Origin of the sequence: Saccharopolyspora gloriosae (genome assembly GCF_022828475.1) — a bacterium.
GTDB classification, from domain to species: domain Bacteria; phylum Actinomycetota; class Actinomycetes; order Mycobacteriales; family Pseudonocardiaceae; genus Saccharopolyspora_C; species Saccharopolyspora_C gloriosae_A.
Genome location: NZ_CP059557.1, coordinates 3,775,380 through 3,794,089, shown reverse-complemented (window position 1 = coordinate 3,794,089; position 18,710 = coordinate 3,775,380). Strand labels below are relative to the sequence as shown.

Annotated in this window: 18 protein-coding genes; 9 read left to right on the top strand and 9 right to left on the bottom strand. The window is 70.0% G+C overall.

Features of this window, described 5'->3' with window-relative positions:
* Positions 1–86: 86 nt before the first annotated feature.
* Positions 87–428, bottom strand: a complete 342-nt coding sequence (locus tag H2Q94_RS16295; protein WP_243795746.1) for a hypothetical protein — start codon at positions 426–428, stop codon at positions 87–89.
* Between the two features lie 214 nt (positions 429–642).
* On the opposite strand from H2Q94_RS16295, the gene H2Q94_RS16290 reads away from it, so the two are divergent.
* The 3 genes from H2Q94_RS16290 to H2Q94_RS16280 all read left to right on the top strand — a co-directional run bounded on the left by H2Q94_RS16290 (position 643) and on the right by H2Q94_RS16280 (position 3,859).
* The gene (locus H2Q94_RS16290) at positions 643–1,461 is read left to right on the top strand and encodes a glycerophosphodiester phosphodiesterase family protein (protein ID WP_243787992.1); all 819 of its coding nucleotides are present in this window, start codon (positions 643–645) and stop codon (positions 1,459–1,461) included.
* 198 nt (positions 1,462–1,659) lie between these two features.
* A complete protein-coding gene (locus tag H2Q94_RS16285) occupies positions 1,660–3,063 on the top strand; it encodes an MFS transporter (RefSeq protein WP_243787990.1) in 1,404 nt (467 codons plus the stop codon).
* 451 nt (positions 3,064–3,514) lie between these two features.
* Positions 3,515–3,859 (top strand): RNA polymerase-binding protein RbpA, encoded by a 345-nt coding sequence (locus H2Q94_RS16280; protein ID WP_184479487.1) that lies wholly within the window; start codon positions 3,515–3,517, stop codon positions 3,857–3,859.
* A 421-nt stretch (positions 3,860–4,280) separates the two neighbouring features.
* Here the strand turns inward: H2Q94_RS16280 and H2Q94_RS16275 are convergent, their stop codons facing one another.
* The 5 genes from H2Q94_RS16275 to H2Q94_RS16255 all read right to left on the bottom strand — a co-directional run bounded on the left by H2Q94_RS16275 (position 4,281) and on the right by H2Q94_RS16255 (position 9,467).
* Positions 4,281–5,069 carry a polyprenol monophosphomannose synthase gene (locus tag H2Q94_RS16275; RefSeq protein ID WP_243787988.1) on the bottom strand — a complete coding sequence of 263 codons (789 nt, stop codon included), beginning with the start codon at positions 5,067–5,069 and terminating at the stop codon, positions 4,281–4,283.
* 56 nt (positions 5,070–5,125) lie between these two features.
* Positions 5,126–6,697, bottom strand: coding sequence for an apolipoprotein N-acyltransferase (gene lnt / locus H2Q94_RS16270; RefSeq protein WP_243787987.1), 1,572 nt, complete (start codon positions 6,695–6,697; stop codon positions 5,126–5,128).
* Positions 6,698–6,874: 177 nt separating this feature from the next.
* On the bottom strand, positions 6,875–7,261 hold the full coding sequence (locus H2Q94_RS16265; protein WP_243787986.1) for a LapA family protein: 387 nt from the start codon (positions 7,259–7,261) through the stop codon (positions 6,875–6,877).
* Between the two features lie 116 nt (positions 7,262–7,377).
* A complete protein-coding gene (locus H2Q94_RS16260; RefSeq protein ID WP_243787985.1) occupies positions 7,378–7,875 on the bottom strand; it encodes a hypothetical protein in 498 nt (165 codons plus the stop codon).
* A gap of 239 nt (positions 7,876–8,114) precedes the next feature.
* Positions 8,115–9,467: a serine/threonine-protein kinase gene (locus H2Q94_RS16255; RefSeq protein ID WP_243787984.1), complete on the bottom strand. Its 1,353-nt coding sequence runs from the start codon at positions 9,465–9,467 to the stop codon at positions 8,115–8,117.
* Positions 9,468–9,694: 227 nt separating this feature from the next.
* Here H2Q94_RS16255 and H2Q94_RS16250 point away from each other — a divergent pair, with 227 nt between their 5' ends.
* The gene (locus H2Q94_RS16250) at positions 9,695–10,588 is read left to right on the top strand and encodes an alpha/beta fold hydrolase (RefSeq protein WP_243787983.1); all 894 of its coding nucleotides are present in this window, start codon (positions 9,695–9,697) and stop codon (positions 10,586–10,588) included.
* A gap of 40 nt (positions 10,589–10,628) precedes the next feature.
* On the opposite strand, the gene H2Q94_RS16245 is transcribed toward H2Q94_RS16250, so the two are convergent.
* A complete protein-coding gene (locus tag H2Q94_RS16245) occupies positions 10,629–11,903 on the bottom strand; it encodes a hypothetical protein (RefSeq protein WP_243787982.1) in 1,275 nt (424 codons plus the stop codon).
* Between the two features lie 523 nt (positions 11,904–12,426).
* Here H2Q94_RS16245 and H2Q94_RS16240 point away from each other — a divergent pair.
* The 3 genes from H2Q94_RS16240 (at position 12,427) to H2Q94_RS16230 (ending at position 14,670) form a co-directional block, all read left to right on the top strand.
* Complete coding sequence (locus tag H2Q94_RS16240; protein ID WP_243795744.1) at positions 12,427–13,554, top strand: methyltransferase; 1,128 nt, start codon at positions 12,427–12,429, stop codon at positions 13,552–13,554.
* Positions 13,555–14,051: 497 nt separating this feature from the next.
* Complete coding sequence (locus H2Q94_RS16235; protein ID WP_243787980.1) at positions 14,052–14,213, top strand: hypothetical protein; 162 nt, start codon at positions 14,052–14,054, stop codon at positions 14,211–14,213.
* Between the two features lies 1 nt (position 14,214).
* A complete protein-coding gene (locus tag H2Q94_RS16230; RefSeq protein ID WP_243787979.1) occupies positions 14,215–14,670 on the top strand; it encodes an SRPBCC family protein in 456 nt (151 codons plus the stop codon).
* A gap of 163 nt (positions 14,671–14,833) precedes the next feature.
* Here H2Q94_RS16230 and H2Q94_RS16225 read toward each other — a convergent pair whose 3' ends face one another.
* Positions 14,834–15,001 (bottom strand): hypothetical protein, encoded by a 168-nt coding sequence (locus tag H2Q94_RS16225; RefSeq protein WP_243787977.1) that lies wholly within the window; start codon positions 14,999–15,001, stop codon positions 14,834–14,836.
* An 837-nt stretch (positions 15,002–15,838) separates the two neighbouring features.
* Between H2Q94_RS16225 and H2Q94_RS16220 the strand changes: the two genes are divergently transcribed.
* Positions 15,839–17,116 (top strand): MFS transporter, encoded by a 1,278-nt coding sequence (locus tag H2Q94_RS16220; RefSeq protein ID WP_243787976.1) that lies wholly within the window; start codon positions 15,839–15,841, stop codon positions 17,114–17,116.
* A gap of 9 nt (positions 17,117–17,125) precedes the next feature.
* Here H2Q94_RS16220 and H2Q94_RS16215 read toward each other — a convergent pair whose 3' ends face one another.
* Positions 17,126–17,308 (bottom strand): hypothetical protein, encoded by a 183-nt coding sequence (locus H2Q94_RS16215; protein ID WP_243787973.1) that lies wholly within the window; start codon positions 17,306–17,308, stop codon positions 17,126–17,128.
* 380 nt (positions 17,309–17,688) lie between these two features.
* Here H2Q94_RS16215 and H2Q94_RS16210 point away from each other — a divergent pair, with 380 nt between their 5' ends.
* On the top strand, positions 17,689–18,567 hold the full coding sequence (locus H2Q94_RS16210) for an endo alpha-1,4 polygalactosaminidase (protein WP_243787971.1): 879 nt from the start codon (positions 17,689–17,691) through the stop codon (positions 18,565–18,567).
* The last annotated feature ends 143 nt before the right edge of the window (positions 18,568–18,710 follow it).

The following is an 18,710-nucleotide window of genomic DNA, read 5'->3' as shown; positions in this document are numbered from 1 at the left end:
CACCCCGTGGCATAGCTCGGGAACCGCAGGCCCGGCGAGGAAGCCAAGAAGGTTCCGCCGCGCGGACCAGCGCGGAACGGGTCCGCTCAACGGAGGCGTTCGAGCTCCGCGGCCACGGCGACCACTTCGGCCGCCATCTTGCGCAGCTCCTCAGTGCCGGCCCCGTCCTCGGCGGCCGTACCGACGTCCTCGGCCGCGCAGCGCAGCTGGAACAGCCGATCCTGCAGGTCGGCGATCTCCGTCGCCGACAGCACCACCGCGTCCTCCGGCAGCCCGGAACGCTGCACCGCGCCGCGGCGCTCGTAGGCGCGCTGCCTGCACGACTGCGTGCAGTAGAGCCGGGGCCGTCCCTGCCGTCCGGAGGCGGCGAGTCGGCGGCCGCACCAGGCGCAATGCCGGTCCGTGCGGCGACGACCGGATTCGGTCACCGGTGGTTCTGCACCACGGGCGGCGGTCTCAGTGGTGAGCGAGTCGATCTCGGGCGGGCTGTCCACGGTGCGCAACGGTAATGCGACCCCTCGGCGAACATCGCATTGCCACGCCGGTGCGGGTGCCGCTCCGCGCCGGACGTCGGGCAGAGTGGAGCGGCGACCCTCGACCTCCCCCGGCACAGCCCCGGTTCGTGAAAGGACCCGAGCCTCCGTGACCCACCCGTTCCTGCAGGGACCCTGGCCACGCGCATTCGCCCACCGAGGCTGGCACCTCGGCGACCTGCACGACATGGAGAACTCGATGAGCGCGCTGCGTCGCGCCGTCGCCGAGGGCTACCGCTACATCGAGACCGATGTGCACGCGACGGCCGATGAGGTGGTCGTACTGCACCATGATCCGAGCCTGGATCGCACGACGGACGGGCGCGGTACGATCCGGCGGCTGCCGTGGTCGGCGGTCGGGTCGGCGCGCATCGGCGGGCGGGAACCGGTCGCCTGCCTCGACGACGTCCTGGAGGAACTCCCGCAGGCGCTGCTGAACATCGACGTCAAAGACGACGCCGCGGTTCGGCCGGTGCTGGAGACCGTGCGCAGGCACGACGCGTGGCATCGGGTCTGCCTCGCGTCCTTCGACGATCGCCGGTTGCGCGAACTGCGCAAGGGCGGGAGCTCGGAGCTGTTGACGTCGATGGGGAAGCGCACCGTGGCGACGTTGTGGGGGGCGTCGCGGTACGGAGGTCGTGGGCTGCGCTCGCGGATCGACGGTTGGGCCGCGCAGGTGCCGCCGCGGCACGGCAGGTTGCGTGTCGTGGATCAGCGGTTCGTGCGAATGGCGCATCGCTGGGGACTGGAAGTGCACACGTGGACGGTGAACGAAGCGGCGGACATGCGGGAGCTGCTCGACCTGGGGGTCGACGGGGTGGTCACCGATCGTCCCGACGTGCTGCGGGACGTGCTGGGCGACCGGTTCACCGGTGGCGCACGACCGGGAAGCGCCGGGAAGGCGAAGCCGGGGGACGCCCTGTCCTGAACTGCCGGCGGTCCTCGGGGTGGGGCACCGACGGTGGCCCGATCGGCCGCATGTGCGCTCGATCATGGCGATGAACTGGGGAAATGGAGGTGACGGGGGCTGCTCCCATCAAGATCAACGCGCCGCGACCATACGTTGATCCGGAGCCGATACAGTCCCCGTTACCCCTAATGAGTGAACACTCGAGGACGGAGAGGCATGAGCGTGCTGGGCGGTCTCGCGCCGGACACCGCGAGACGACGTCGCGAGCAGCGAGGGTGGTGCTGGTACGACTGGGCCAACTCGGTGTTCCCGACGTCGGTGACAACGGTGTTCCTCTCGCTGTACCTGACGAGTGTGGCCACCGAGTCCGCCACCGCGGACGTCGCGCGCAACGGCACCGGTGCGTGCCCTGGCGGCAATTCGCTGGTCAACTGCGACATTTCGGTGCTGGGGTTGGCGTTCCCGGCAGGCTCGTTGTGGGGCTACCTGCTCTCGGTCGCCACGGTGGTGCAGGTGCTCGTGCTGCCGATCACCGGTGCGATCGCCGACCGCACCCAGAACAAGCGGACGATGCTCGCCGCCTTCGCCTTCGGCGGCGCGCTGGCCACCTCGCTGCTGGGGCTGGTGGACGCGTCGAACTGGAAGTGGGGGCTGGTCTTCTTCATCGCCGCCAACATCTGCTTCGGCGCGTCGGTGGTCGTGTACTACTCGTTCCTGCCGGAGATCGCCGACGCGGATGAGCGCGACCGCCTGTCCTCCCGTGGGTGGGCGTTCGGATACCTCGGCGGCGGCTGCGCGCTGGCGTTGCAGCTGGCGCTGTACCTCGGCCACGACGCGATCGGGCTCAGCGAAGACGCCGCGGTGCGGATCGTGTTCGTGTCCTCCGGGGTGTGGTGGGCCGCGTTCACCCTGCTGCCGCTGGCGGCGCTGCGCAGGCACCACGCGCCGGAGGGGCGTGAACGGGGCGCCTCGGTGATCACCGCCGGGTTCAAGCAGCTGGGCTCGACGATCAAGCAGGCTCGGAGTTTCCCGCTGACGTTGGCGTTCCTCGGCGCCTACATGATCTACACCGACGGGATCGCGACGGTCACCCAGGTTTCCGCTCAGTACGGTGACCTTGAGTTGCGGCTGCCCCAGGAGTCGCTGATCATCACCTTGTTGATCGTGCAGTTCATCGCTTTCATCGGCGGCGTGCTGCACGGCTTGCTGGCAGGTCGGATCGGCGCGAAGAAGACGATCATGATCAGTTTGGTGGTCTGGGTCGGGGTGCTGGCCGCGGCCTACTTCGTCCAAGCGGGCCAGCAGTTCCAGTTCTACGGGCTGGCCGTCGGGATCGGCCTGGTACTCGGCGGCACCAACGCGCTGTCGCGTTCCCTGTTCAGCCAGATGGTGCCGGAGGGCAAGGAGGCCGAGTATTTCTCGCTGTACGAGGTCGGAGAGCGCTCCACGTCCTGGCTCGGCCCGTTGGTCTTCGCCGGCGTCGGTCAGGCCACCGGATCGTTCCGGCTGGCGATCATCTCGCTGGTCGTCTTCTTCGTCGTCGGCTTGGTACTGGTCTCGATGGTGCCGGTGCGGCGGGCGATCGAGGCGGTCGGAAACCGGCCGCCGGAACGAGTGTGAACGGCGTTCGTGGAGGCCCCTACGTTCGTCCGTGCCGGTGATGCGATTTGGTGAAGACACCGGCATGATTGGCATATGCCGGTACTCAGCGTCGCAGCATCACAGGGCCAGGGTTAGACACACAACGTGATCGAGGCTCAATCGGCCGCTCGGATGGACCGGTGATCTCGCTTCCAATTTTCGCAAGAGAGTGAAGGTTAGCTTGCCCTTGGTTACCAGTTGTCTGGCACTATCACCCGTTCGGTGGAACCTCTAGGTTGCAAGAAGGAGAACGCGTCACAAACGCGCCCTGCTTGCATCTCTAGAGGGGACAACGTCGTTGACGAGTGAAGAAAGTCACCGACGGCAACTACAAGCCCCGTGCCGGGAACATGCGACGGTCTTTCCGTCGTTGCACTCGGTGAGCAAAACCCGTCCGGACTCGCTCCGGGCCGAAGTGAAAGGAACCGTCATGGCCGATCGCGTTCTGCGTGGCAGCCGGCTCGGAGCGGTCAGCTACGAGACCGACCGTAACCACGACCTCGCACCGCGCCGGACGGTGCGCTACGCCTGCCCCAAGGATCACGAGTTCGAGGTGCCGTTCTCCGACGACGCCGAGATCCCGCCGACCTGGGAGTGCCGCCTGCACGGCTCCGAATCCAAGATCATCGATGGATCAGAGCCGGAGCAGAAGAAGGCCAAACCGCCGCGCACCCACTGGGACATGCTGCTCGAACGCCGCAGCATCCCCGAACTGGAGGAACTGCTCAACGAGCGGCTGGAAGTGCTGCGCGGCCGGCGCAGCCACTCCGCCTGAGCAACAACAGCACCCCCGCGACTCGCGGGTGAGCACACCGAACGCCTGGGCCTCCGTGCGGGGAAGCCCAGGCGTCTTTGTCTTGTTTTCGGGCTCTTTTTGCTTTGGGGGTCGGGTGGCGGAACCTCAGTGGCTTCCTCGCTGCGGGATCTTTTTCCCGAGTGGCTCCGCCACGAGGGAAAAAGCTGTCCTCGCGAGGAAGCCACTGAGAACCCGCGGGTGGTCGGCTTTTTGACGTGGGCTATGTGCTTCGCACATGCAGGCACGGCTTCGCCGCGAGGCACGGCCTTCGGCCGCGAGGCAGGCGTGGCTTCGCCCGCCCTTCGCGGGCTTCGCCGCCGAAAGCACGGCTTCTCGCCGCAAGGCACGGCCCTTCGGCCGCGAGGCAGGCGGGGCTTCGCTCGCGCTGGGTGCTTTTGGTTCAGGTGCGGGGGAAGAGGGATCGTAGTTGGTTCGTTCGGCGGCGTAGGCCCCACTTGGTCACTCGGAGGAGGGCTTCGCGGACGATGTCGGGGCTCATCTTGGACTCGCCGAACTCTCGGTCGGTGAAGGTGATGGGGACCTCGACCACGGTGAAGCCCGCTTCCACGGCGCGGAGGGTGAGGTCGACCTGGAAGCAGTAGCCCTGTGAGGCGATGTTGTGCAGGGACAGCTCGGTGAGCACGTGGCTGCGGTAGGCGCGGAAACCGGCGGTGCTGTCGTTGATCGGGACGCCCAGCGCGTATTTCGAGTACAGGTTCGCCCCTCGGGACAGCGCTTGCCGGTGCCACGGCCAGTTCACGACCCGGCCGCCGGGAACGTAGCGGGAGCCGATGACCACGTCTGCGCCGGTGCCGCCGGGGCCGAGCATCGCCAGCATCCGGGGCAGGTCCTCCGGCGGATGCGAGCCGTCGGCGTCCATCTCGACCATCGCCGCGTAGTCGCGGGTCAACCCCCAGTCGAACCCGGCGACGTACGCCGCGCCGAGACCGGCCTTGTCGCTGCGGTGCAACACGTGCACCCGCTCGTCGGCGGCGGCCAGCTCGTCCGCGAGCTCACCGGTGCCGTCGGGGCTCGCGTCGTCGACGACGAGCACGTGCGCGGCGGGCAGCGCGGCGCGCAGCCGCTGCACGACCGGCTCCAGGTTCTCCCGCTCGTCATAGGTGGGGATGACGACCAGAGCCGAGCCGGACGGCCCCGCCTCATCATCGGGGGCGTGCCGGTCCGTCATAGCGATCCTCCTTCGAGCCACACGTCCCCCAGGGAAGTGGCGTGTGACCGGATGTGTCAGTTCTTGTCGTGAGTGCGTCGCCGCACGGTGGCCGCGAGGGCGCCGACGCCCAGGAGCGAGAGCACCCAGGTGGGTGCTGCTCCGAGCGTCGTGGCGAGGGTGCGCTCGGTGCGCAGCGGAACCTCGCCGTCCAGATTCTGCGCGGTGAACTGCTCCGAGCGAGCGGTGATCACCCCATCGGGCCGGATGATCGCGCTGATGCCGCTGGTCGCGGACACGACCACGGCGCGGCCGTGTTCCACGGCGCGCAACCGGGACATCGCCAGATGCTGCCAGCTCATCTCGGAGTGTCCGTACCAGGCGTTGTTGGTGGGCACCGCCAGCAGGTCGGCGCCCTCGCGGGCGGCGCCGGTGAACACGTCGTCGTAGGCCACGTCGTAGCAGAGGCCGACACCGAGGCGGATCGCTCCGGCCTGCAACACCCCGGGGCGCTCGCCAGGGATCATGTCCTGCTGGAAGCGGTCCACGAAGGGGCTGACCAGGCGGGCGACCGAGCGCATCGGGATGGTTTCGGCGAACGGCACGAGGTGCTGCTTGGCGTATTCCTCATCGGCGCCGCGCGCCGGATCCCACTCGACGATGCGGTTGCGGAACGTCCCGTCGGAGTCCTGCGCGAATCCGCCGGCGATCACCGGCACTCCGAGCTGTTCGGTGACCGCCGTCAGCTCGGGGTCGTATCGGGTAGGTCCCCAGCTGCCGACCTGTTCGGGCAGCAGCACCAGATCCGGTCGCTGCACCCGGCCGGAGCGGACGTCGTCGATGAGCTGCCGGGCACCACGGATGTGGTTGTCGTGCAGGACGTCGTCCTCGTAGAGCAGGTCCAGCCCGATGTCCGGCGCGTTGCCCTGCACGAGCGCGACCCGCGCCGTGCCCGCTTCCGGGGCGACACCGACGGTGGGCCACAACGCGGCGCCCGCCACCAGCGGCACCAGCGCCGCCGCGGCGGGGGCGATCAACCTGGTGCGGGCCTGGCGCAGCCGCAGCACGAGGACTCCGAGCGCGCACCCGATCAACGCCACCGCGAAGGTGACCAGCATGGCGCCACCGACCGAGGCCAGCGGCAGCAGCGGGCCGGTGGGCTGGGTGAACGCGAGCCGCCCCCACGGGAATCCGCCGAACGGCTGGGAGCCGCGCAGTGCCTCGGCGAGGACGAACACGGCGGCCATCCACACCGGAGCAGCGGGCAACCGGCTCACCCGCGCCATGCCTGCACCTGCCAGCCCGACGAACACCGCCTCCACCAAGGCCACGCCGAGCCACGGCCACGGGCCGAACTGAGTACCGAGGAAGTCCTGGATCCAGCCCAGCAGCGGCAGCATCTGGCCGAGGCCGAACAGCACGCCGTAGCCGAACCCGGCCCGGGTGCGGCGGCCGTGCACGGCGGCGGCGAACACGGCGACGGCGAGCGGCGCCAGCCACCACAGATCACGAGGCGGGGAGGCCGCGTAGAGCAACAGGCCCGCGAGGATGACCGCGGCGGTGCGCAGCCACCGGGCGGCTCCGCCGGGTAGACGTCTGCCGGGCTGCCCCTCGGCGCTGTTCTGCGAGGTCACCGTGGGGGCACTCACCCGATCAACTCTCTCGGTACTGCTGGCCGGCGAACCGGGGCGGACTTGATGCTGCGCGGGCGCGTTTCGGCGCACGCCCGCGTCAAATGTACGCCGACCGGGCGACGGGAAGGGCCGGACCTGGCAGGTGCCGATTCGTGTGGCCGCGGCCGATCCGGTCGGGGCGACCGCGCCGGGTCAGCGGGTGGCGGAGCGGTTGCGGCGGCCGGCGGTGCGCCGCAGCTGGAGGATCCGGGCGGCGCCGACGAGCGCCACGAGCAGTCCGCCGATGGCCGCGGCCAGCAGCAATGCCACGCCGACCGGCAGGTCGCCGCGCAGGCCGAGGAAGGTCACGGACGTGGGCTGCAGGTTCTGCAGGATGAACACCAGCAGCACGATCAGCGCGATGGTGGCGACGACGACCGCGGCCCAGGTGCCCGCGGTGCGGGTGTGCTGGAGCTTCTCCGCCGTGGTCGGTTCCGCGATGGGCGCAGCCGGTTCGAGTTCACCGCGCTCGCGCTCGGGCTCGGTGAGCGGTTCAGCCGAGGTCGTCCGGTCGTCGGCGGTGTTTTCATCGCTGGCCATGCGGGACATTGTGCAATATGCGCCCGGTCGGGTGAACGGCGTGGCGCACGAAGATCAGGTGAACGCGGCATCCGCCGGATCGCCGGGCGTCCGTCCCGCTGGGCCGGACGGGCTCCTCAGCGAGTCGGGAGGCCACCGGTGAAGCGCTTCAGCACCGTCGTGCGGCGTGCGGACCCCGGCCAGATCTGCACGTGGTAGGTGTCGTGGCCGTTGATCCCGTCCACGCTGATCGTGCCGAACCCCTCGCAGCGGGTCCGCACCCGGTAGACGCCGACGGGCACGTCGAACCGGTGCGCGCTGCGCCTGCTGTCGGAACCGCCGAGCACGAGGATCTGACCGCTGGCGATCTCGACGGAGGCTTCGGTGACGTGGTCCCAGGGTGCTAGGTCGGCCGGGGGCGCCGCCTCGACGATCTCGACGGTGACCGGAACGTTCCGGCGACGGACGGTGCCGACGGTGACCACGCCGTCGCGGCTGGAGATCAGGTCGCGTTGGAGGTCCGCTGCGGTGTCGTTGATGGCGGCCAGGTCGTAGTCCGCGTGGGCGTCGCGGACCTCGAAGCTGTGGTAATCGGCGAAGATGGTGAGGTCTCGCCGCGTCCGGTCGATGTCCACCGTGCGTCCCCCGGTTGCGCGCTCGCAAACCTTTCTAGCAGCCCGTTCCGGCGCCCGTGGCGGGAAATTCGGGATCACCGCCGCCTGGCCCAGCGGCCTGCGCCATCGGAACCGGCGGACGGACCAATCAGGCGCGGCCCAGGACCCCGGCGGAAAGATCGTGCGGTCGTCGTACCGCGGCGAGGAAGCCGCTGAGGTTCCTACCCGGACAGCCGCGCGGGCTGCTCTGCAAGGGTCCCTCAACCGCAGGAGATGACTGCGGCTCCGCCGGAGGTGGCGCTCAGCTGCTTGACGTAGGCGTCGTCGGCCTGGGCGCTGGCCGAGGCCCACTCGGCGCAGGCGCTCGCCCGATCCGCGTACGGTCCGAAATAGACGGAGTAGATGTCCTTGCCGGATTTCGAGGTCGTCGCCGATGCCCCGCACGGCGTGGTGGGAACGTGCAGGTAGTGGGAGCCGGGATGCTCGTCGAGCAGCCGCTGCGCGGTGCTCGCGTCGAACGCGGCGCCGACGACGACGGTGAATCCATCGTCGCAGGCCGGGGCGCTCACCGGAACGGTCAGCCCGAGGTCGGGTGCTGACGAGGGGTTGGACGGGGACGACGGAACCGGTGTGTCCGCTGAGGTCGCCGTGCCGTTCCAGGTGACGGCCGCCCACCCGGCCACGGCTCCCGCCAGCAGCAGCACGCCCAGCGCGGCACCGACTCGCCAACGGCCGCGGCGCCGCGGCGCCTGCTCGGGGGCGGTCGACTCGGCGGTGGCCTGCTGGGCGGCGGGGCGCGGGGCGTCCAGTGCGGCTCGGGCGGCGCGTGCCAGTTCGCCCGCGGAGGCGAACCGGTGCCGCGGCTGCTTGGCCATGCCCTGCGTGATGACGGAGTCGAAGGCGGAACCCAGGTGCGGGGCGGTGGCGCCGGGGCGCGGCGGATCGTCGTTGAGGTGCGCGTTGATCATCGCCACGGTGGCGTCGCGCTGGAACGGTTTCCGCCCGGTGAGGCACTGGTAGAACATGCACGCCAGCGAGTACACGTCCGATCGCGGATCCGCCGGAGCCTCCCCGAACCGTTCGGGAGCCATGTACGCCAGCGTGCCCACGGTGATCCCGGTGGAGGTCAGGGCGGTCCCCGCGCTCGCGGCGTAGGCGATGCCGAAGTCCACGAGGTACGCGAATCCGCTGCTGCTCACCAGCACGTTCGACGGCTTCACGTCGCGGTGCACCAACCCGTCGGCGTGCGCCGAGTCCAGCGCGTGCGCGACTTGCTCGACGAGCACGACCGCCCGTTCCGGGCTCATCGGGCCGTAGGTGTCGAGTTGCGTCGCCAGGTCGGAGCCGTCGACCAGGCGCATGTCCAGGTACAGCCTGCCGTTGATCTCGCCGTAGGAGTGGATCGGGATGACGTGCGGGTCGCGCAGGCGCGCGGTGGCCTGTGCCTCCCGTTGGAACCGACGGCGGAATTCGGCATCACCGGCGTATCGCTCGGCGATCACCTTCAGCGCCACCTGCCGTTGGTGCCGGGTGTCGTGCGCGCGGAGGATTTCCCCCATTCCGCCCCGCGCGATCAGGCCCTGGACCAGATAGGGACCGAACTGCCACTCCACCCGCTGTACTCCTCCCCGAACGACCGGCGTCAGTCTATGGGGTGACGGGGCGGGCCGTGGCGGATGTTCGCCCGTTCTCCGGCGGCTTGTTCGCAGTCGTCGAAAAGACGGGCGTTCGGTCGTTCCGGAAGCGCGCGACCGGGCTATGGGGCTGCGCCGTTCGGTCGAGCAGGCGGCGTGGTGTCGTCGCGTGTTGGCATCGGGGGCGGGGTGTGGTGGGGTACCCGATGGTCTTGCGGGGAGGTGAGCTGGTGGTGGAACCGGCTGCGCTGGACGTGCCCGGTGTGACGCATCGGTACGTCCAGGTCGGAGGTTTGCGGGTGCACGTGGCGGAGGCCGGTGCCGGGCCGCCGCTGGTGCTGCTGCACGGGTGGCCGCAGCACTGGTACCTGTGGCGGCACCAGATTCCGGAACTGGCGAAGCGGTACCGGGTCATCGCCCCCGATCTGCGCGGGCACGGCTGGACCGACGCTCCCGCCACCGGATACGACAAGGACAACCTCGCCGCCGACCTGATCGGCCTGCTCGACGCGTTGGAGCTCGACCGGGTGCGGTTGGCGGGGCACGACTGGGGCGGCTGGGTCGGGTTCCTCGCGTGCATGCGCGCGCCGGAACGGTTCGATCGGTTCCTGGCGTTCAACATCGCCCACCCGTGGCCGTCGATGTCGCCCGCGGCGGTGCGCACGTTGTGGCGGTTCTGGTACCAGGTGGTGGTGGGTTCACCGTTGGGAGCGCTGCTGATCCGGCGGACTCCGTTCATTTCGCGGGGCATCCTCGGCACCGTCGAGCGCGGTGCGCTGTCCGCGCCGGAACGTGCGGCGTTCGCCGACCGCTGGCGGGATCCCGCGCGGGCGCGGGCGTCGGTGGCGTTGTACCGCACGTTCCTGCTGCGGGAGTTGCCCGCGGTGCGCCGTGGGAAGTACCGGCGGACACCGATGTCGACGAAGGCGCGGCTGGTGTTCGGCACGGCGGACCCGGCGATCTCGCCGCTGCTGCTGGAGGGCTACGAGAAGTACGCCGCGCGGATGGATCTGCGCTGGGTTCCCGGTGCGAGCCACTTCATCGTCGACGAGCAGCCGGACCGCGTGCTCGCCGAACTCCAGGAGTTCATGGCGGACTGAGCGAATACCGCTGCGCCGAGCCGACTCCGTTAGGAGGCGTTCACGGGTCCGCTGGGCCGGTGGGGCCGGTGAGCCGGTCGCGCAGCGGTTCCGCGGCGGCGTCGCCCTCGTGGTCGAACAACCGCACCGCTTCGGCGAGGTGCACTTGCTCGGCGGCCGGATCCCGCCGTGCGGCGGCCAGTTCGGCGAGCCCGTGATGCGCGAGCGCCCGGCCCGTCAGGGAGCCGAGCTCGGTCATCTCGGCCAGCCCGTCGTCGAGTGCGGCGGACGCCTCGGTGAGCTCGTCGGCGGCCACCAGCCCGGAGCCGAGCGCTATCCGGGCGCGCGTCGCGTTGAACGGGTCCACGTCGCGGGACTCCCGTAACCGGGCTTCGGCGGTCCGCAGGTGGTCGAGGCCCGTGGCGACCCAGCCGGTCCGGATCTCCGCCTGTCCGGCCAGCAGCAACGACAACGCCGCTTCGCGCGGGAAGCCGAGCTCGCGGAAACCCGCCTCGGCACGCAGCGCCAGCGTCCGCGCCGCAGTCGGATCACCTTGTGCCAGCGCGAGAACCGCCCGGGCGTCGTGGGCGTCGGTGGTGCCGTAGGTGTCGCGGAGGGAGGCGAACAGCTCACCGCACCGCTCCAGCAGGCGCGCGGCCTCCGGCCACGCGCCGCGCCGGTGGTGCAGCATCGCCAGCCTGCGCGCGGTGCGCGCCTCCTTCTCGGCGGCGTCGAGTTCGCGGGCGGCGGCGAGGCACAACTCGTCCACGGTCCGCCAGTCGGCGTGGTGGCCGCGGTACCGGAACAACGGCCACAGCACGTACCCCAGGTGCCAGGCCGCAGCGGGCAGTCCGTGGCCGACGGCGGCGCGCACTCCGCCGACCAGGCTGGGACGCTCCTGCTCCAGCCAGTCCAGCGCCTCGCGGTGACCGGCGAACGCGGCGGAATCCGCTGCGGGGAAGGTGAAGTCGTAAGCCGCGCCGCGCAGGTGCGGGGTGCACAGATCGGCCGCGGCTGCGGTGCGGCGGATGTAGTGCTCGACCACGCGCAGCACCACCTCGCGGCGCTGCTCGGCGGAGTGCTCCGCTTCGGCCCTTTCCCCGGCGTGCAACCGGACCAAGTCGTGGAAGCGGTAGCGATCGGCGCACACCTCCTGGAGCAGGTTCGCGTTGAGCAGTGCGTCCAGCGGCTCGCGCAGCGCGGCGGTGCTCAACCCGGCCGCCGCGGCCACCGCGGTCAGGTGGAATTCCACTCCCGGATGCAGGCCCAGCGTCCGGTACAGGTCTCGCGCGGATGCCGGAAGTTCCTGATAGGACACGTCGAACACCGAACGCACCGACACCTCCTCGCCATGCGGCAACGCCCCGGCCGCCGCTATCCCTCAGGTAGCTCCGCGACCGTTTTCCCGCAACCCCGGCGATCTTCGCGCGGCGAGCCGGGCAGCGGCTTTGCACGGCCGGTCCGAACGCGTTGCCGAACAGCAGATTCGTGCTGTGCCGTGCGGAATTCACCGCGTCGCGGGGAATTGCGTTCAACCGGTGCGGTGCGGGCGTGTGGCGATTCGCCGGGAAACAGGGAACGTTCCGGTGGATTCTCAGCTCCGGGCACGACACGGATCACCCCATCTCGCACCGTACGCAGCGCATCGGTCGTCGCGATGCCCCCAAGCGAGTGGTCCCGCCGGGGTCGATAACGCGGTGCTCCCGGCGCGCGCGACAGTGCCGAGGAAGCGCCCTGCGCGAGCGCGCTGAAGACGGAACCCGATCACGATGACTGGCGGGGTGGCACGGGCGACATAGTCGCTGGGCAGCACGGGTAGGATGGTGGGTCGGACATTCGGTGAAAAGAGATATGCGGTGCTGACTACTCCTCTGGCTTCCCTGGAATGGATCGAGCGAGGAGAGCCGCGTTCCGCGATCTGGCGCTCGGAGAACGACGCCGCCCCGCCGCGGCGGGTGCTGATCGGCGACGACCGGTTGCGGGCGGACGACGCGCACAGTCAGGCCGCGGAGGGCACCGCCTTCCTGTGGCGCGGGGACTTCCACAACGCGCGCAACCTGCTCACCGCGATGGCCCGGCGGGTCGACCGGAAACCGCTGCCCGCGATGGATTCCGTCGCGCAGACCTTCCACCGGCACCGCCAGCGCCAGGCGCAGCGGGCGCGGCTGCTGGGCATGCTGTTGATCCCCGTCGAGGCCGGTTGCGAGCTGAAGCTGCGGCGCGCTCCGGACATCCGGGAGGCGTGCCTGGCGGCGGGTTGCCCGGCTGACGAACCGTTCGTGCTGTCCCTGCGAGAACTGCTCGGCATCATCGGCGCGCACGAATGGCGGCGAAACGGGATCGAGATCCCGGCGCTGGCGGCCCGAATCCACCCGCACTACGGCGTGTTCGCCCCGCAGCGAACCGACTACGTGGAGCTGCTGGCGGCGGAACCGCTTCCCCCGGCCGAGACCGCCTTCGACATCGGCACCGGTACGGGTGTGCTGGCCGCGCTGCTGGCTCGACGCGGGGTGCGGCGAGTGGTGGCGACGGACCTGGACCCCCGTGCGCTGGCTTGCGCCGCGGAGAACGTCAACGGGCTCGGTCTGGGGGATCGGATCGAGGTCACCGCGGCCGATCTCTACCCGGCCGGCCGAGCCGGGCTGGTGGTGTGCAATCCGCCGTGGGTTCCGGCGAAGCCGTCGGCGGCGCTGCAGCGCGCCGTGTACGACCCGGGAAGCCGGATGCTGCGGGGATTCCTGGACGGGCTCGCCGCGCACCTGGAACCGGGCGGGCAGGGCTGGCTGGTGCTCTCCGACCTCGCCGAGCTGCTGGGCCTGCGTTCGCGGGACGAGTTGCTGAGCGCTATCGACACGGCGGGCCTGGCCGTCGAGGGCCGCAGCGACGCCGCTGCGCGACACCCGCGCGCCGCGGATCCGACCGATCCGCTGCACGAGGCCCGCGCGTCGGAGACGGTGTCGCTGTGGCGGCTGGTGGCGCGCGACTGATCTCGCGCGGTGATATCGGCCCGGACGACGATCGAGTGTCTCAAGGTTCTCGAGTGGGGGAAGCAATCGTCCGGGCGATCACTCGGTCGGCCGTCTTGTGCTGGTGAGCATTCGCGGTAATTTATGGCCGGATGCGCCGACGGTCGAGTCGGCGATCAGGAATCTTTCTCAGCGGCGCGTCGATGTCGGGTTGTGCCTTCGTCCTGGGATGCATCGACCGGATCGGCGGGTTCCGCCGAGCGCTTTGAGCGTCACTGCCGACGTATCGGCCGACCTGGTCATGGCGGCATTCCAGGTTCACTGATGTGGCCGTCCGCGGGTGGATGAAAGCGATCCCGCGACCCGCTGTTGAAATTGTTTCACTCGATTCGGCGTCACCGGCGACGTGCGAGAGCGTCTCATTCACAAGAGGTGGCCATGCGAGTGCACGAATTGTTCCGGAACGTCACCGGTCAGGTGGTGGCTTCATCGCGCGTCAGATCACCGAACGGGACCGGATGACCACGTTCGCGGTCGCCTGCGCCGTGAAGCCCTCGGGACGGCGGGCCGGACAGACCGGCCCGGCGCCCGCGGACGTGGCGGTGAGCATCGGCGGCGCCGTCCGTTCCACGATCAGAGCTCGGCACGGGGTGCGGGCAGTGAACGAGGAGGTGCACTGAGATGGCCAGGACCGACAACTCCGTGACCGTGCGGGCTCCGCTGCAGCTGGTGTGGGACATGACCAACGACGTGGAGTCCTGGCCGGAACTGTTCGCCGAGTACGCCAGGTCCGAGGTGTTGCGCCGCGCAGGCGACACCATCGACTTCCGCCTCACCACCCGTCCGGACGCCGAGGGCAAGGTGCGGAGCTGGGTGTCCCGCCGGGTGCTGGACGTGGCCGGACGGGCCGTGCGGACGCGGCGGCTGGAGACGGGGCCGTTCCGGTACATGGAGCTGTACTGGACGTACCGGCACACCGAGTCGGGCACGGTGCTGCGCTGGGTGCAGGAGTTCACGATGCGTGCGAACGCCCCGTTCGACGACGCGGCGATGACCGCCCGCCTCAACGCGGCGACCCGGACCGACATGCACCACATCAAGGCCGTCATCGAGCGGGCCGCAGGCCGGCCGGGGTGACCCTTTCGGAATGACCTGCCGGGATTCTCATCGGGATCCGCAGGCGGGGCAACGGCCTCACCGTGGCTCGCGACGGCCCGTGCCTCGGCGAGGCCTGGTCGGCCGATCCCGGGGCGGTCCCGGCCGACGCGGTCCCCTCAGTGCTCCACAGTGGAGTCGACGATCAGGATGCGCTCCACCGCTGATCCTGCGAGTCGGGCTTGTCGTCGGTCTTGAAGTTGCGGCGCAGCGATACGCTGACCAGCTTCTCCAGCAGGGACGCGGCCTGCCCCAGGCGGTCGTCCGGCAGCTGGTCGACCAGCTCGTGCAGCAATGTTCGTTCTTCCCTCACGAGCGAGAGAGTAAGGGACCGAGATCGTCTCTTCGACATCGGTCCCCGTCATAACCGCCGGTCCGGCGCGCGTGGGTACCACTGTGTCCGGTGCGAAGTGCGGTGATGGGCAGGCGTGAAGCGGAAATCGGACTACTCGATCAGTCGGGTTCTCGTCGGGTGCGGGTTCCTCCGCAGGTGGAGGGCGATGCGGGCGGGGCCGGGCGACGAGGGGTCCACTTTGGATCTTGATCGACTTTATCGGCGGCCGGCCTGTTCGCCGGTGGTGTCCGGGGGTGCTCCAGGTCGATATTTCGTTCAACGGTTCGCGATTTCATTATTTTGGTAGCTGTGCGAGCCCGTTGATAATGTGCGAGTCGCGCCGCGATCTGAGTTCTCGGCAGGCGTGAAAATGGCGATCGGATCCACGTAAGGCCTGGTGGGAGGCTATGCGTGATGGTCGTGCCCGGTGCTTGCGCAAGGAACTGAGCGCGATTCGGGAAGGTCGGCGACTGTATCTGAATGCGTGAGTGATCTCTTTCGTGAGCGGTTGTGAACCGAGGGTGTGACATTTCTTGATTTCGACACTCCGCTGTGGTTAGCGTGGACCCGCGCGGAGGCGATCACCGCGAAGACCCGGCCGACATCGGCGAAATGTTCCGCCAGCGCCGCCGAAAAGCCCGGCAACGACGACGCCGTCGTGCGATCTCCGCTCGCTCCGTGGGCGACCGCGCCCGCCATCGCATCGCGCCCAGGTCGCGATTCCCGCTGAGGACCCGACACCCGGCCGGGCCGTCGGCCGCCCGTCCGTGCGGCGCGGCCGGTGCGCAGTGCATATCGGTACCGCCAGGAGGTTCGATGACAGCGGACGCGACCCGCGCCGATGCGGCGGTGCGCCCCCGCCGCGTCGGCTCCGGAACGTTCATGACCGCGATGGTCATCGACACCATCGGCGCCGGGGTCTGGGTCACGTTCTCGCTGCTCTACTTCACCGACGGCCGTGGCATGCAGCTGTCGACGGCGGGCGCCGCCTTGAGCACCGGATCGCTGGCCGCCCTCGTGCTGAGCGGGCTGGCCGTCGGCACGTTCACCGACCGCTTCGGCCCCTGCCCGGCGGCCACGGTGAGCTGCGTGATCCGCGCGCTGGTGTTCCCGGCGTACCTGTGGGCCGACACGCCCGTCGCGGTCGGGCTGATCGCGTTCGGGGTGAGTCTCGGCGATCGGCTGTACTGGGCCGCCCACGGCGGTCTCGTCGCCGGGGCCACCTCCGATGAGCAGGCACGCCGCGGAATGTTCGCGCTGCTCAACAGTTTGCGCACCCTCGGGTTCGGGTTGGGGGCGCTGGGCGTCTCGGTGGGCGCGGCGCTCGAGCACCGAGTGGGGCCGGTGTTCTGGACGACGATTCCGCTGCTCAACGCGGCGGGATTCGCGTTGTCCGGCTACCTGTTCTGGCGCCTCGGCACTCGAACCGGGCGACTCCGGGGATGCGAGGCCGCACGGGATGCGCGGGGCTATCGCGGCGTGTTCGCCGACCGCCGCTTCCTCGCGTTCACCGGGGCCACGCTCGCGCTCACCCTCGCCAGCGTCGCGTTCGACTCGATCCTGCCGATCTACCTGCGTTGGCTGGGCATGCCGCTGTGGCTGCCACCGGCGGCCTACGTGCTCTCGTGCGTGGCGATCCCCGCGTTCCAACCGGTCGCGCTGTGGTGGGGCAGGGGACGCGCGCCGATGCGGTTGATGGTGCAGGCGGCGGTCCTGCTCGCGGTCGCGCTCGCGGGTTTTCTGCTGCTCGGTGGCTTCGGAGTACCGGGTGCGGCGCTGCTGATGTCCATGCTGATTCTGCTGTTCAGCCTGGGTGAGGCGTTGTTCGGCGCGGTCGCGATGGTCCTCGTGCTCGGGTTCGCGGGCGGCCGGGATTCGGGGCGCTACGGCGCCTTCTACCAATTGGTGTGGGGCGTGGCGGCGGCGATCGGCCCTGGCCTGCACACGTTGCTGTTCGCCGTTTCCGCTGCGGCGCCGTGGATCGTGCTGGCGATCGCGCTGCTGGGCGCGGCGCTGGTCTACTCGCACTTGGCCCGGACCGCGGAACCGGCGGTCGAGGACCACCGGTTCCGCGTCGACGTCGCATCCCGCTGAGGAATCCGGTCAGGAGGCTTCGCGGACCAGCCCGGCGATCTCGACCGGAGCCACGATGGCGAGTGCCGCGGCCACGTCCGCTCTGCCGTGCGCGGCTATCAGCACGTCCAGCGCGCAGGCGGCGACATCGGGATCCCGCGGCGCCTGCTCGTCGACCAGCCAGCGCACTTGATCGACCAATCCGTCGTGCATCGCACACTCCCTGCTTCGTCGATGAGGCATGAGGTAGGACCCGGCTCCGGGGCCGGCATTACGTCATTGACGAACGGACCCACCCTTCGAGTGCATTCGACGCGAATTCCTTGACGGCAAAGGGGAAAGCTGCCTGGGTCCACCTTCGGTGCACTGGCGTTGGCCGGCCCGGATGCGGCGGCGACACCGCGCTGCCTGCCCTGGGCGGAGCGATCCGCGCCCCCGATTCCGCCGGCGCGAGCCGGGACATCGCAGGCCCGGCGTGCGGGGGAACCCGGATGCGCTGTGCGGAGCATGGGATTCGATGATCATCGCGGTAGTGTCCGATCAAGCGCCGCGGCTCGTGCCCCGGCACCGGACACCTGCGAGGACCAGATCTGATGAGGCACTCCCCGGCGCCCCGACGACTGCGCACGCTGGCCGTGGTGGGTGCGGGCACGTTCGCGCTCGCCGCCTGCGGCGCGGTCGCGGCCCCTCATGCGCCCCCGGTGGTTCGGCAGGCGTCGGCCGTTGCGGACGTCGCCCCGGTCGCGGTGCCGCCTGCCGGTGGCGTGCTGGACTACCAGCTCGGTGGTGCGTACCCGCCGCCGGAAGGTGTCACGGTGGTGGCTCGGGACAGCACCGCTCAACCGGAGCCCGGGCTGCACAACATCTGCTACGTCAACGGCTTCCAGTCCCAGCCCGCCGACCGGGAGCTCTGGCTCACGGAGCGCCGTGACCTGGTGCTCTCCGGCCCCGACGGCGAGCCGGTGAGCGATCCGGGATGGCCCGACGAACTCCTCCTGGACACCTCCACCGAGCAGCATCGCACCCGCCTCGCGGAGCTCATCGGCGACACCGTTCGGGGCTGCGCGGCGAGCGGATTCGACTCGGTGGAACTGGACAACCTGGACTCCTACGGCCGTTCGCAAGGACAGCTGACCGAGGACGACAACGTGGCGTTCGCGAAACTGCTGGCCGACGTGGCGCACGGCGCCGGGCTGGCGGTGGGGCAGAAGAACGCCGCCGAACTGGGCGCCCGTGGCAAGGACGAGGCCGGATTCGACTTCGCCGTCACCGAAAGCTGCCACCGGTACGAGGGATGCGCCGACTACGCGGCGATCTACGGCGGCGACGTCCTCGACGTCGAGTACGCCGACGACCTGCGCGGCACCTTCCCCGAGGTGTGCGCAGACCCGGCGACCCCGGCCACCGCCACTGTGCGCGACCACGACCTCGTCGCCCCGGACGACCCGGCCTACGTCTTCGACCACTGCTGAGCACGGGACGACATGGTTTCGGTGCGTCGGCGGAAAGGACGCGGCAAGCCGTGCCACCTCGGCATATTCCAGCGCCGGATTGGGCCGACAGAGTGGCTGCGGGTGCTCTCTCCGCGTCGGTGATCGAAATCCGGGGGTGGTTT

Bases quoted from the DNA above. Each gene is read 5' to 3' on its own strand.
- H2Q94_RS16235 (WP_243787980.1), top strand. From the start codon at position 14,052: ATGACCACGTTCGCGGTCGCCTGCGCCGTGAAGCCCTCGGGACGGCGG.
- H2Q94_RS16280 (WP_184479487.1), top strand. From the start codon at position 3,515: ATGGCCGATCGCGTTCTGCGTGGCAGCCGGCTCGGAGCGGTCAGCTAC.
- H2Q94_RS16230 (WP_243787979.1), top strand. From the start codon at position 14,215: ATGGCCAGGACCGACAACTCCGTGACCGTGCGGGCTCCGCTGCAGCTG.
- H2Q94_RS16250 (WP_243787983.1), top strand. From the start codon at position 9,695: ATGGTCTTGCGGGGAGGTGAGCTGGTGGTGGAACCGGCTGCGCTGGAC.
- H2Q94_RS16275 (WP_243787988.1), bottom strand. From the start codon at position 5,069: ATGACGGACCGGCACGCCCCCGATGATGAGGCGGGGCCGTCCGGCTCG.
- H2Q94_RS16285 (WP_243787990.1), top strand. From the start codon at position 1,660: ATGAGCGTGCTGGGCGGTCTCGCGCCGGACACCGCGAGACGACGTCGC.
- H2Q94_RS16220 (WP_243787976.1), top strand. From the start codon at position 15,839: ATGACAGCGGACGCGACCCGCGCCGATGCGGCGGTGCGCCCCCGCCGC.
- H2Q94_RS16215 (WP_243787973.1), bottom strand. From the start codon at position 17,308: ATGCACGACGGATTGGTCGATCAAGTGCGCTGGCTGGTCGACGAGCAG.
- H2Q94_RS16210 (WP_243787971.1), top strand. From the start codon at position 17,689: ATGAGGCACTCCCCGGCGCCCCGACGACTGCGCACGCTGGCCGTGGTG.
- H2Q94_RS16265 (WP_243787986.1), bottom strand. From the start codon at position 7,261: ATGGCCAGCGATGAAAACACCGCCGACGACCGGACGACCTCGGCTGAA.